We start from the raw sequence: 13,080 nt of genomic DNA on the forward strand, positions 1-13,080 counted from the left end.
CCGGGGGCCTGTCTGTTGTTTTAAAACGGGGGGGGGGGGGTCGGGGGGGGGGGGGGGGCCCCCCCCCGGGGGGTGGGTTCCGCCCCCCCGCCCCACCCCCCACTCCGGCCGGGTCAGAGGCGGAACGGGTTCCCGCCCTGAGCGGCGATCAGGTACCAGGCGGTCGTGCCGGTGTGCAGGGAGGAGTAGTAGAGGTCCCCCTGCCCGGTGTCCAGGCCGTCCCGGGACGCCGCCACGATCCCCTTGCCGTCCGCGTTCGGGGCGCTGGTCTGTGCCTTCTGCAGGGTGGCCAGCAGCACGCCGGCCTTGGCGCCGTCACCGGCCGCCCCGCGGGCGTTGTAGGCGGCCAGCAGGTGGGCGGTGCCCTCGAACCAGACCTTGGAGGTGTCCTTGCCGCTGAAGCTGACGCCCTTGAAGGGGCCGTCGGTGACGGCGAGCCGGCCGGCCGCCCAGTCGACGGCCGTCCCGTAGGCCGGGTCGAGGGTGGCCAGGAAGCTCCAGGTCTGGACGTCCTCCGGCTCGTAGTCCTCGTTGACCGTCACCCCGTCCAGGCCGGTGCCGGTCCACAGGTGGCCGTTGGCGGTCCGCATGGACCGGACGAACGCGAACGCCTCGTCGGAGCGGTCCTTCCAGACCTGGACCCCGGTGACGTTGTTGAGCATGGCGAAGAACGCGCCGGTGTCGATGTTGTGCTCGGTCGCCTTCCACGTGATCTTGGTGGGCACCGAGCCGGGGGTCTCGGACTGGACCTGGCCGCCGGTGTAGCCGCCGACGCCGCGGCTGTCGTGCGCGTTGTTCTGGATCCAGCCGGCGATGTCCAGGGCCCCGTACAGGAACGACTGCTGCCCGGTCGCCTTGTAGAGGCGGGTGAGCGCCATGCCCGCCCAGGCCATGTTGCCGGTGTAGACGGAGTACCCGCCCACGTACGGCGTCCCGGCGGGCGTCACGAACGGGTCGGGCTCGTACGAGGCGCGCAGCCGCCCGTCCACCAGCTGGGGGTCGTGGGCCTGCGCGTAGAGCAGGCTGTTGCCCAGGGCGACGGCGTGGCTGAGGTTGCTGCCGGTGGGGCGCTGCAGCAGCGCGGTGATGACCAGGGCGTTGTCGTAGGTGAAGGACGCCTGGAAGCCGCCGGCCGGGAACGCGGAGCTGTCGAAGTAGCCGCCCTGGTAGCTGCGGGGGATCCGCAGCTTCTCGTCACCGGTGCCGTACTTGTCCATGGCCTGGGTGAGGAAGGAGTAGGCGCCGTCGACGGAGGCCGGGGCGGGCCCGGGCGGGGTCGGGGGCGTGCGGGGCACCGGGTTGTGGGCGATGACGTTCTGGATGAGTGCCCAGCCCGGGAAGTCCATCATGACGACGCCGAGGCGGTTGGCGGTGTTCCCGATCGGGCTCGCGGGGTCGTTGAGGTAGCCCAGCAGCCCGATGTTGACGCCGTCCGTCACGTTGCCGAAGTCGTCCGAGTACCCGCCGGCGTACTGGATCGGCCGGTTCCCGGGGACGGTGGAGGCCGAGGTGTACGTCACGTACACGGCCTTGGCGTCCTCCGGGGCCGTCGCGTTCGCGGCGGCCTCCAGGTTGGTCTTCACCAGGGCCAGCTTGGAGACCGTGGTCGGGGACTGGTAGTGGTCCTCGATGTGGCCGGCGTAGTTGTCGATCCCGAGGCCGTAGTCGCCTCCGGCGGGGCCGTCGTAGTTGGTCAGGACGATGTGGCCGCGGGTCTCCATGAGCATCGGGACGGCGCTCTTCTGGACGGTGAACCCGCCGGTCCGGTTCTGCGCAGGGTCCGGCGTCGTCACGTTCAGCTGGACCGACGGCGCGTAGAACAGGCCGGGGTACCGCTTGAGGTAGTCGCAGAAGATGACCATGTTCGACTGCTGGGTGACCGAGAGGTCCCCCGGGAACGTCCACGGGACGTTGCCGGTGCAGCTGTTCGACGGCGCGGAGGGGGCGTCGTCCTTGCAGCCGCCGAGCCCTCCCACGCACTCCGCCTTGAGGCGCATCAGGATCGTCTCGCCGGGGTGCTGCCGGAGGAAGTCCTGCGACCTCTGCAGCACGTCGTCGAAGTTGGCCTGCTGGTAGTAGGCGCCGTGGTGGATCGCGAACTTGTTGCTCTCGACGATCCGGACCCGGACGTCGACGGCGCGGATACCGGCGTTCAGCTGGGCCGCCAGGGTCCGGCCGCTGTCGCCGAAGTCCTGCTGGGTCTGCACGTAGTCGCCGCCGTGGATGGCGTTCGTCTCGTGGGTGCCGGGTACGGACATCCGGGCCAGCGAGGTGGAGCCCGGGACGGCGCTCATCCAGTCGGTGAGCGGGGTGGGGCCGAGGTTGTTGAAGGCGTCGGCGACGGTGCTCCCGACCGCGGCGGCGGACTGTGCCGCCACGAGCGGGCCGGGCAGCAGGAGCGCGAGTGCGACGAGGAGTCGCGCGACCGTGCGCGCGACGCCTCCCGCTCCGCGCGCGGGGGCGAGCGGTGTTTCGGGCATGGGTTCTCATTCCTCCGGACCGGACGGGCCGACCGGCCCGTCCCGGCGGAGACCACGGGGCGCGGGCCCCGCCGGGTTCAGCCGGATCCGGGCCCGCGGAGGAGCGGTCAGCGGGCCCCGGACCCGACGCCCGGCCACCCCTTTCCGCCCGGTGACGGGAGGGTTTCGGGAGGCCGTCGGACAGGTTTCCCGGAGGCGTCCGGAGGGTGTCGCCAGGCCGTCAGGAGGGTGTCGGGCGGGCGCCGGGCGGCCGGGGTCCGGGGCGGCCCGGTCAGTGCAGCCGGGTCCGCAGCCAGCCCTTGACCTCCGGGGTGACGGGGTCGGTGAGGTCGGCGAACTCCTCGTGCTTCAGCAGGAACTTGGCGACGTACGGGCAGATCGGCACGATCCGCTTCCCGGTCGCGCGCACGTCCGTCAGGGCCTCCTGCACCAGGCGCGAGGCGAGGCCCTGCCCGGCGAAGGCCTCGTCGATCTCGGTGTGGAAGAAGACGCGCTGCTCCTCGTGGTCCCGGTACTCGGTGAAGCCGGCGAGCCCGCCGTCGACGAGGATCTCGTACCGGTTCCGGTCGTCCGCCCGCTCGACGACGACGGTGCTGGGAGTGGTCACGGGGTGGCCCTTCGCTCGCGGTGCGTGCCGGCGGGGCGGCGAAGGGCCCCTCCGGCACAGGTCAGCGGGAATCCTGCCAGGCCACCCGGCCCCGGGCCATCCCGGCCCCAGGTCATTCCGGCCCCAGGCCATCCCGGCGCGTCCGCGTCGGGAAGCCGGTGCGTCACGGAGCCTCCCGGCCCGGGCGGTCGGGCGCGCCGCGGCTGCGCAACTCGCCGAGCACCGCCCAGGCGACCGACACCACCGGCACCGCGACCACCGCGCCCAGGACCCCCGCCAGCACGGCGCCGCCCGCCACCGACACGGCGATGGCCACCGGATGGATCCGCACCGACCAGCTGAGCACCAGCGGATGCAGCAGGTGGCCCTCGATCTGGCCGATGACCACGATCAGTGCGAGCACCAGCAGCGCGACCACCGGGCCGCGCGCGGCGAGCGCGACCACGGCGGCGACGGCCAGGGCGATCGGGGAGCCGATCAGCGGCACGAGCGTCGCCGCGAACTCCAGCACCATCAGCGGCATGACCAGCGGCACCCCCAGGATCGCCAGCGCGATGCCCACCAGCACGGCGTTGGAGGCGGCCACGATCAGCACGCCCCGGGTGTAGCCCGCGAAGGTGCGCCAGGCGGCGCGGCCGGCGCGGTCCCAGCCGGAGCGGCTCCGGGCCGGCAGCTGCCGCTGCGCCCAGGACCACATCCGATCGCCCGAGTGCAGGAAGAACACCGAGCAGAACACCGCGAGCGCCAGCCCGGTGACCAGCTCGACGATCCGGCCGGCCCCGCTGAGCGCGGTGCTGAGCAGCGCGGAGCGGTGAGCGGAGACGAAGTCGCCGATCTTGGACCGCAGATCGGTGACCGTGCCGGGCCGCAGGTGGAAGGGGGAGCCGGTGAGCCAGCGGTCGATCCGGCCGAGGCCGCCGCGCAGTTCGTCGCCGAGCCGGCCCCACTCGTCGGCGATGGTCGTGCCGACCAGTGCCAGGACCCCGCCGACGACCAGCAGGGTGCACAGGAAGGTGAGCAGGACGGCGAGCGCGCGGGGCGTCGCCCGGGCCAGCAGGTCGACCAGCGGGCGGAGGACGGAGGTGAGGACCAGTGCCAGGAACAGTGCGACGACCGGGAGTTCCAGCAGCGCGAGGACGCCGACGACCAGGTAGGCGGCGAGCCCGAGCAGCGCCAGCCGCCAGGTGTACCCGGCGGTGGTCCGCAGCCCGGAGGGCACGCGTTCCCCGGACGGGACCGGCCCGGGGCCCGGTGCCCCCGCCCGGGGCCGGCGCGCCGGCAGCCGGGGGCGGCGGCTGCCCAGCGGCACGGGCCGGCGGTCGGGTCCGGCGCCGTTCGGTCCCACGGGCGGTCTCCTCGGGCTCGGCGGGGGGTGTCGTCCCACGCCCCGACGGCCCGGGAGGCGGGGGTTCGCTCCGTGACGGTCGCGCAGCGCGTCGAACCGCACCGGAGCGCGCCGAACCGAACCGCAGCGGTCCGTCCGGGGGGGGCGGGGCCGGGGCCGGGGCCTGCCGCCGGCGGGTGGAACGCGGGCTACCGCGCGCCGGCCGCCAGGGCCTCGCGCACGGTGATCAGGCAGGGATCGCAGTAGCGGTCCGGCCCGGGCGCCTCGGCGGCGGCGTCCCCCGCCGGGACGACGCGCTGGGAGGGCTCCAGGAACCGCCCGCACAGGGACGAGTTCGCGTCGTCCTTCGCCACCACGTGCCACACCACGGCGGGCGGTGACACCGCCGGGTCGTGCTCGGCCCACATCTCGTACACGGCGCTACCTCCGGGATCGCTGGGGGCTCGGTCAGTCCATGCAACCCCGGGGTCCGCCGAACGGCCACCGGGCCAGGCCCGGTGGGATGGTTGTGGCCCGGCCCCGCCGCCTGCCGGCCCGGCCCCGCCGCCTTCCGGCCCCGGCCCCGGCCGGCGGGCCGCCCGTCGCATTCGGCCGTTGTTCAGCGTCGCGTGGTCCCGGCGATGATCTCCGACCGCTCCCGGTACGTACCGTCAGGGCCCCCACCACTTCCGGGAGCGAACATGCACGACAACCACGACTCCGGGCGCGCGTGCGAGTGCCCGCGCACGGCCGACCTCGACGGGGACGGACCGGCCGCGGCCGGCCGGCGCCGGTTCCTGCGCGGGGCGGGCCTGTTGGGGGCCGGGCTCGGGTCCGCGGGGCTGGGCCTGCTCGGCGCGGTGCCCGCGCAGGCGGCCGGGCCCGGGGCGGCGGGCGGGACGGGCGCGGAGCCGGGGAAGGCGAAGCAGGGGAAGGGCCACGGCCGCTGGCAGCCCGACCCGGACGCCCGGCAGTTCACCGTCGTCGTCATGCCGGACACCCAGTACCTGTTCGACCAGGACCGGATCCACCCGGCGCCGCTGGAGGCGTCGGTGCGCTACGTGCTGGACGGCGGGGTCAACCGCGAGGACGGGACGGACGACAACATCGTCTTCCTGGCCCACCTCGGCGACGTCACCGAGAACGGTCTGGCCGTCGAGTACGCGGCCGTCTCCAAGGTGTTCGGCCTGCTCGACGACGCGGGAGCGGCCTACGGGGTGCTCGCGGGCAACCACGACGTCCGCTCGTCGACCGACGACCAGCGCGGCGGCACCCCGTACCTGGAGGCCTTCGGCCCGGCGAGGGCCGCCCGCACGTCCGGCTACCGGGGCTCCAGCCCGGACGGCTACAACACCTGCCACGTGTTCCGGGCGGGCGGCCGCGAGTGGATGCTGCTCTCCTTGGACTGGCGGCTCTCCGACGCGGGCTTCGCCTGGGCGAACGCGGTGATCGCCGCCCACCCGAAGCTGCCGGTGATCCTCACCACCCACGAGCTGGCGTACGCCGACGACAGCGGCCGGGCGGAGCTGTCCGACTACGGCAAGCGGCTCTGGGACCGGCTGATCAGCGGCAACGACCAGGTCTTCCTCACCGTCAACGGGCACTACTGGCCGCCCGGCCGGACGGTGCTGAAGAACCGGGCCGGCCATGACGTCCACGTCCACATCACCAACTACCAGGACCGCTACTACGGCGGCGCGGCGATGGTCCGGGCGTACCGTTTCGACCTCGACCGGAACACGATCGACGTGTCGACCTTCTCGCCGTGGATCCAGGAGATCGCGGCCGAGGAGCGCAACACGCTGGCCGCGCAGCAGGCCGAGCTGACCTCGGACGTGGACCGCTTCTCGCTCGCGGTCGACTTCGACCGGCGCTTCGCCGGCTTCGCCCCCGTGCCGCGGCGCCCGGCCCGCCGGGCGGGCGACATGCTGGTCCGGGACACCGCGGCCTACTGGCGCTTCGACGGCGGTGGCGGCGACGGTACGGCCGTCTCCGCGCAGCAGGTCGTCAAGGACCTGACGGGGCAGGGCAACGACCTGCTGCGGCAGAGCGCCCCGGGCACCCCGGACACCGCGCTCACCTGGTCCTCCGACCACCACCCGGACCAGCCGGGACACGGCAGCCTGCTGTTCCGGGGCACCCGCTCGCCGGTGCGCGGCGGCTACTTCCAGACCGCGCCGACCGCGCCGCTGAACCGGGAGACCTTCGACCGGGGCTTCACCGTCGAGGCCTTCTGCCGGCTGCCCGCCGACTGGGACTCCGGGCAGAGCCGCTGGTCCGCGCTGCTCAGCCGCTGGGGGACGGCGGGCGAGGCGGGCCGCAGCGGCCCGGGGACGGACGCGGAGGAGCCGGTCGTGACGCTCAGCCTCTCTGAGGCTCCGGCACTGCAGTGGTGCGTGTACCCGCTCAACCAGACCGGTTCGTCGACCTGTTGGGGGCACCAGCTGCCGCTCGACACGTGGTGGCACGTCGCGGTCGTCAACGACGGGAAGCTCAGCCGGATGTACGTGGACGGCTGCGAGGTGGCGCGCAACCCGGCGACGCCCGCGGTCGGGCTGGCCACGCTGGGACGCCCGTGGATGCTGGGCGGCTACTCCTACGCGGGGGTGCTGGACAAGGTGTTCCACGGGTACGTCGGCGACGTCCGGATCGTGCGGCGGGCGCTGCGGGTGGGGGAGTTCATGACCGCCTGACCGTTTGGCCTGCCTGACCGTCCGACCCGCTCGACCGTCCGACCCGCTCGACCGTCCGACCCGCCTGACCGCCTGACCCGCCCGACCATCTGACCGCCCGACCGGCGCGGGAAGGCCGGCGCGGGAAGGCCGGCAGCGCCGGGCCCTCGACGAGGACCCGGCGCTGCCGGGGGTGCCGTGCCCGCCTGGTGGGGTGTCAGGCGCGGTGGCCGCGCCGGCGGCGGGCGAGGAACACCGCGCCGCCGCCGACCGCGAGCAGCGCCACGGCCGTGACCGCGATCGGCAGGGTGCCGGAGTCCGCGCCGGTGACGGCCAGGGCCGGGCCGGACGCGCTGCCGGTCGGCGCCGCGACGGCGGTGCCGCCGCCGGAGCCGTCCGTCGGGCCGGCCGGGGCCGAGGAGGAGCCGGTCGGCTGCCCGGTCGTCGGCTGCCCGGTCGGGGTGGCCCCGCCGGCGGGCTGGCCGGTGGCCGGGTCGAGCAGGAGGGTGGCCGGCTGCGGGCTCTTGAAGTCGAACATGCCCTCGATGGAGCCGGCCTGCTCGTCGAAGGAGGTGTCGCCGATCCGGCCGGTCTTCCAGTTGTCCTCGACGAAGCGCAGGACCGAGGACTGGTCGGTCGCCGTGTGGTCCACGAAGTTCGCCCGGGCGTACGGCGAGAGCACCATCAGCGGCAGGCGCGGGCCGTAGCCGCAGCGGTCGGCGAAGCCGCCCCGGCCGGCGTCCTTGCCGCACTGGCCGGCGCCGCCGAGGCTGTCGTTGGCGGCGTCCCGCGAGCCGTTGACGGGCTCGGCGAACTTGTGGTCGTACCAGCCGTCCGAGTCGTCGTAGGCGACGACGACGGCGGTGGAGGCCCAGTCCTTGGACTTCTGGAGCTTGTTGAGGGTGTCCACGACGAAGTGCTGCTCGTCCAGCGGGTCGGAGTAACCCGCGTGGCCGTCCTGGTAGTTCGCGGCCTTGAGGTAGCTGACGGCGGGCAGGCTGCCGTGCTGCAGGGCGGCGTCGAAGTCGGTGAGGTCGTACTGGTGGTTGGCCAGGCCGTCGTGGCCGATCTCGGCGACGTCCTTGGGCGCCAGGTGCTTCGGGTTCGCCGTGGACTTGTAGTACTGGAACGGCTCGTGGTGCGGGTTGTAGTCGGTCTGGGACGCGCCGACGATGTTGGCGTGCGCGGCGCCGCAGACGGCCTTGCCGTCCTTGGCGTCGGTCGGCTTGAAGCCGCCCTGGAACCAGCCCCAGCTGACGCCCTTGTCGTTCAGCAGGTCGCCGATGTTCTTCCCGGTCATCACCAGCTGGTTGTGCTGGGGGTTGGAGCACTCGTCGTAGCCCGGGTCCGGGTCGTTGATGACGGTGCCGACGCCGTCGGCGTCCGGGGAGGCGACCACGTAGGCGTCCGTGGTCTTCTGCCCGGTCTTCGGGTCGACCGGGTAGCCGCCGTGGGTCTGGCCGGAGACCAGGTTGAGCGCGCCGGGGGTGGACGGGCCGTAGGTGGTGCCGAAGGAGTTGTCGCTCATCGCGAAGCGCTGGGCGTAGTTCCACAGGGCGGTGACGGTGTTGCCGTCGTAGTAGTCCATCACCAGACCGGGCTGGGTGAACATCGGGGCCTTGCAGTTCTCGACGTCCGTGTGCTCGACGAACTTGTCCATCTTGCCGCGGTCGAAGGCGAGTTGCTCGTCCTTGTAGGTGTGGTCCTGGTCGCAGGTGACGGCCTGGGCCGGGCCGAGGCGCTTCGGGTTCGTGCCGTTGGGGTTGCGGTGGAGCAGGTCGTCGGAGAGGCCGTCGACCTTCGGGGTGCCGGGCTTGGCGGTGAACCGCACCTTGTCGTCGGCGGTGTTGGCCGCGTCCGGGTAGGTGCCGAAGTAGTGGTCGAAGGAGACGTTCTCCTGGAATACCACCACCAGGTGCTTGATCGGGGTGGCGGTCTGCGGGCCGTCCGCGGCGAAGGCGGCGGGCGCGCCGCCGAGGGCCGCCAGCGAGGCCGCGCCGACCAGGGCGGCGCCGGAGCGGAGCCATCGGGTGCGGGTGGGAGGTGCGTACATGGTTGGTACCTCGAACGTCAGGTTCTTCGATGTCGGTTTCGGGGCCCCGCCGCGTGGATCTTGGGGCGGCGGGGCGGCAAGAAGCTAGACGGGCGAGGTGAACGGGGGTTTACGTGTACATGTGAACCCTGGATGGACCGGCGCGGCCGCCCGCCGGCTCAGTAGCCCGGGGTGTCGCGGGACTCGGCGGCGGCCTTCAGGTCGTGCAGCCAGCCTTCGAGGCCCTGGCGGAGGATCTCGGTCGCGGCGGGCACGGCGGCGTCGACCTGGGGGCCGGTGTGGGTCTCCTCGGTGCGGACCAGGACGCCGCCGTCGACCGGGGTGAAGTTCCATACGTGGACGCCGTCGATGTGCAGCCCCTCGGCGTCGGCGGGGCCGGTCCAGCGGATGCAGGAGCCCGGGCGCAGCTGCCGGACGGTCGAGGTGATGTCCAGGGTGGTGGCCGTGGTGGCGGGGCTCGGGGGCAGCGGGGTGGTCCAGTGGAACGCCGAACCCCGGCGGAGGGGGCCGTGGTCGAGGCGTTCGGCGGTCGCCACCGGGGTCTGCCAGGACGGCCAGCGGGCGATGTCGGTCTGGATCCTCCAGACGGTCCGCAGCGGTGCGTGGATCACGGCCTCGGTCCGGTAGCGGACCCGGGCGTCGGGGTCGACGCCGGCCCCGCGGCAGGTCAGGGACGCGCCGGGGCGGGCCGGGACGGCGGCCCCGGCGGGCGCGGCGGCGGAGCCGAGCAGGCCGAGGACGAGCGGGACGGTGACGAGGGCGGCGCGGGCGCCGGTGCTGCGGGCGCGGGTGCGGCGGGTGGCGGACATGGGGCTCCCCTTGGTCGTGGTGGTCAGCGCGGCCGTCGCGGTTGTGGCGGCCGTCGGGAATGGCGCGGGGGGATGAGCCTCGCCGGTTCGGCTAGAGACTCATGCGTTCGTGAGAAGTTGTAACTGACGGGCGGGCAGGCGGTCAAGGGGCATCGTGATACCGTCTAACGAAAGCGTGGACATATAGTCGAACGATGCGAGGAGCGGGCAGGCCATGGCGAAGACGGGCGCGGACACCCCGCGGGAGCGCTACCGGGCCCAACTGCGCGAAGAGGTCAAGAAGCACGCCTGGGAGCAGATCGCCACGGCCGGCGCCTCCGCTCTCTCCCTCAACGCGATCGCCAAGCAGATGGGCCTGAGCGGTCCCGCGCTCTACCGCTACTTCGCCGGCCGCGACGAACTGATCACCGAGCTCGTCCGGGACGCCTACCGCAGCCTCGCCGACACCCTCGCGGCCGCCGCCGCGGCGGGCGCCGACCTCGCCGGGCTGGCGCGCGCCCTGCGCGGCTGGGCCCTGGCCGACCCCCAGCGGTACTTCCTGGTCTACGGCACCCCCGTCCCCGGGTACCACGCGCCCGCGGACACCACCGCCATCGCCGACGAGATGATGCGGACGCTGCTCGCGGCCTGCGTGGCGGCTGCCCCGGACGAGCCCGGTGTCCCGGACGAGCCCGGTACCCCGGACGCGCCCGGGGCGCGGTTCGACGCCCACCTGGACACGCACCGGCACTGGGTCGGCGACCACCCCGCCGGCTCCGCCGCGCTCCACCGCTTCCTGGCCTTCTGGACCCGACTGCACGGCGTCCTCTCCCTGGAGCTCGCCGGGCACTTCACCGGCATGGGCTTCGACCCCGGGCTGCTCTTCGAAGCCGAGCTGGCCGGCCTGCTGGCGCCCCGGGTCTGACCGCCGCCGGGCGCGGCTCCCCGGCCGACCGGCCGGCCCGGATCGCCCGAGGTCACTCCCCGGGCGGGCACGCGCGGCGCGTCGGGGCGTGTACGGCCGGTCGCACTCCGACCGGGACGGGCGCGCACGGCCGCCGGACGTTCACAGAACCCACACGCCGGGTAGTTGACCGGCTGCAGCGAGTGGACAGGGGGTGGGGTCAGGGAGTCGCGATGTCGGAACACGATCAGCTCGGCGCGCGCGCCGGTTCGGACGGGCGTCCGGCCCGTCCGTCACGGGTGCCGCACCAGACCCCGGCGCCCGGAAGCGATGCCCGGGAGGCGCCGTCCGGCCCCGGGGACGGCGATGCCGAGGCGCCCTGGCCCGACCGGATGCTCCCGCTGCTGCGCACCCCGACGGCCGAGCGCCGACTGGCGCCGGGCCCGGCCTGCGCCGAGCCGCCCGGGCCCGCCGAACCGGCCCGGGTCCTGGACCTGGCCCTGCTGGTGGGGGAGCTGCTGCTGGCCAGCGGCGAGGCGGCGGAGGATGTCGAGGCCGCGATGCTCGCCGTCGCGCGCGCCTACCGGATCCACCCGTGCGATCCGCAGGTCACCTTCACCCGGGTGGCGATCTCGTACCAGCCGGGGGCCTCCGAAGCGCCGCTGACCGCCGAGTGCTCGGTCCGCCGCCCGGCCGGCGACTACGCGCGACTGGCCGCCGTCTTCCGGCTGGTCACCGAGGTCACGGCGGGCGGGATCACCGTCCGTGACGCCCACGCCCGCCTGGTGGCCGTCCACCGGCGCAGCCGCCGCTACCCCGCCCGGGTCCTCCTGCTGTGCTGCGCCCTGCTGGCCGGGGCCGCGACCCTGCTGGTCGGCGGCCGGACGGACGCCCGGGCCTGGCTGGTGTTCGCCAGCGCCGTCGTCGCGGCCCTGGCGGGCGACCGGCTCTCGGCCCTGGTGGCGCGCCACGACCTCCCCGCCTTCTACCAGTTCGTGGTGGCGGCGACCCCGGCCGCCGTGACCGGCATCCTGCTGTCGTTCAACGGGCTGCACCTGCGCGGATCGGTGGTGATCACCGGCGGGCTGTTCGCGCTGCTGCCGGGCTGGCCGATGGTGGCGGCGGCCCAGGACGGCCTGGCGGGCTTCTACCTGACCGCCGCCGCCCGGCTGCTCGAAGCGCTGTACCTGATGGCCGGCGTGGTGATCGGGGTGATGTCGGTGCTGTACGTCGGCGTCAACAACGGCGCCGACCTGGCCGCCCAGGACGTCCCGGCCGCGGCGGTCAACCCGCCGCTGCAACTCGCCGCGGCGGTGCTGCTGACGCTGGCGTTCGCGGTGCTGCTGAACACCGAGCCGGGCACGCTGCCCGCCGTCCTGCTGAACAGCGCGGCCGGCTGGACGACGTACGGGGTGCTGGCGAACGCCGGTGCGGAGCCGATCCTGGCCACCGGCCTCGCCGCCGGACTGGTCGGGCTGTCCGGCCAGCTGATGGCGCGCTACCGGGGGAGCCCGGTGCTGCCGCACGTCACGGCGGCCCTGGGGCCGCTGCTGCCCGGGTCGGTGCTGTACTTCGGGATGCTCGCCTTCGTCCGGGGCCGGCCCGAGGACGGGCTGAGCGGCATCGGGCGGGCCGCCGCGATGGCGATGGCCCTGGCCATCGGCGTCAACCTGGGCCGCGAACTGGCCCGGCTCTTCCTCCCCGCACCGCGCGCCGCCCCGCCGGCCCGCCGGCAGGGCGGCCGCCACCGCCGGTGAGGGCGGCCGGACCGGGCGCCGCCGGCCGGGCGCGGGCCCGGTTCCGTCAGGGGCAGTCCTCGTGCAGCCCGCAGAGCCAGGCCAGCGCCCGGTGGGCACCCAGGACGTAGGCGTGGTCCGCGCCCTGCGCCAGCGCCCGGCGGATCCCGGCGGCCGCGGCCTGGCACTCCGCCAGCAGCTGCGCGCGGCAGGGCTCGGCCGTGCCGACCGCGGCGGCGGCGGTGACGGGCGCCGCGACCTGGGCCCCGGCCGCCCACCGGTAGGCCCCCAGCACGCCGTGCTCGAAGCCGGTCCAGGGCCGCGGGCGCCGGTTGGCCGTGTCGATCGCGGCGAACACCTCGTCCAGCGGGCGCACGCCCACGGACGGGACCGTCTCGTCACTGCTCATGTCGGCAACCTACGTCCGCCCGGCGCCACCCGCCCCCGGGGACGGCGGCCCGGCACGGGTGGCGCGGCACGGCCGCGCCACCCGGGCGGCCCGGCGCACCACGGGCG

At 74.5% G+C, this 13,080-nt stretch carries 10 protein-coding genes; 3 read left to right on the top strand and 7 right to left on the bottom strand.

Going from position 1 to position 13,080, the window contains the following annotated elements; translation table 11 throughout:
- Positions 1-113: 113 nt before the first annotated feature.
- The 4 genes from ACFQ6N_RS18570 to ACFQ6N_RS18585 form a co-directional block, all read right to left on the bottom strand.
- On the bottom strand, positions 114-2,480 hold the full coding sequence (locus tag ACFQ6N_RS18570; RefSeq protein ID WP_380650174.1) for a phosphatidylinositol-specific phospholipase C: 2,367 nt from the start codon (positions 2,478-2,480) through the stop codon (positions 114-116).
- A gap of 271 nt (positions 2,481-2,751) precedes the next feature.
- Positions 2,752-3,087 carry a GNAT family N-acetyltransferase gene (locus ACFQ6N_RS18575; RefSeq protein ID WP_380650175.1) on the bottom strand — a complete coding sequence of 112 codons (336 nt, stop codon included), beginning with the start codon at positions 3,085-3,087 and terminating at the stop codon, positions 2,752-2,754.
- Positions 3,088-3,250: 163 nt separating this feature from the next.
- Positions 3,251-4,432, bottom strand: a complete 1,182-nt coding sequence (locus tag ACFQ6N_RS18580) for an AI-2E family transporter (protein ID WP_380650176.1) — start codon at positions 4,430-4,432, stop codon at positions 3,251-3,253.
- A gap of 188 nt (positions 4,433-4,620) precedes the next feature.
- Positions 4,621-4,848: a hypothetical protein gene (locus tag ACFQ6N_RS18585; RefSeq protein ID WP_380650177.1), complete on the bottom strand. Its 228-nt coding sequence runs from the start codon at positions 4,846-4,848 to the stop codon at positions 4,621-4,623.
- 264 nt (positions 4,849-5,112) lie between these two features.
- Between ACFQ6N_RS18585 and ACFQ6N_RS18590 the strand changes: the two genes are divergently transcribed.
- Positions 5,113-7,104: a LamG-like jellyroll fold domain-containing protein gene (locus ACFQ6N_RS18590; RefSeq protein ID WP_380650178.1), complete on the top strand. Its 1,992-nt coding sequence runs from the start codon at positions 5,113-5,115 to the stop codon at positions 7,102-7,104.
- A gap of 196 nt (positions 7,105-7,300) precedes the next feature.
- On the opposite strand, the gene ACFQ6N_RS18595 is transcribed toward ACFQ6N_RS18590, so the two are convergent.
- Complete coding sequence (locus ACFQ6N_RS18595; RefSeq protein WP_380650179.1) at positions 7,301-9,136, bottom strand: alkaline phosphatase family protein; 1,836 nt, start codon at positions 9,134-9,136, stop codon at positions 7,301-7,303.
- Positions 9,137-9,294: 158 nt separating this feature from the next.
- The gene (locus tag ACFQ6N_RS18600) at positions 9,295-9,945 is read right to left on the bottom strand and encodes an SRPBCC family protein (RefSeq protein ID WP_380650180.1); all 651 of its coding nucleotides are present in this window, start codon (positions 9,943-9,945) and stop codon (positions 9,295-9,297) included.
- Positions 9,946-10,159: 214 nt separating this feature from the next.
- Between ACFQ6N_RS18600 and ACFQ6N_RS18605 the strand changes: the two genes are divergently transcribed.
- Both ACFQ6N_RS18605 and ACFQ6N_RS18610 read left to right on the top strand, forming a co-directional pair.
- Complete coding sequence (locus tag ACFQ6N_RS18605; protein WP_380650181.1) at positions 10,160-10,849, top strand: TetR/AcrR family transcriptional regulator; 690 nt, start codon at positions 10,160-10,162, stop codon at positions 10,847-10,849.
- Between the two features lie 212 nt (positions 10,850-11,061).
- Positions 11,062-12,585: a threonine/serine exporter ThrE family protein gene (locus tag ACFQ6N_RS18610; RefSeq protein WP_380650182.1), complete on the top strand. Its 1,524-nt coding sequence runs from the start codon at positions 11,062-11,064 to the stop codon at positions 12,583-12,585.
- A 46-nt stretch (positions 12,586-12,631) separates the two neighbouring features.
- Here ACFQ6N_RS18610 and ACFQ6N_RS18615 read toward each other — a convergent pair whose 3' ends face one another.
- A complete protein-coding gene (locus ACFQ6N_RS18615) occupies positions 12,632-12,973 on the bottom strand; it encodes a hypothetical protein (RefSeq protein ID WP_380650183.1) in 342 nt (113 codons plus the stop codon).
- Positions 12,974-13,080 lie beyond the last annotated feature (107 nt).

This window comes from Kitasatospora sp. NPDC056446 (assembly GCF_042796115.1).
Classification (GTDB): Bacteria; Actinomycetota; Actinomycetes; order Streptomycetales; family Streptomycetaceae; genus Kitasatospora.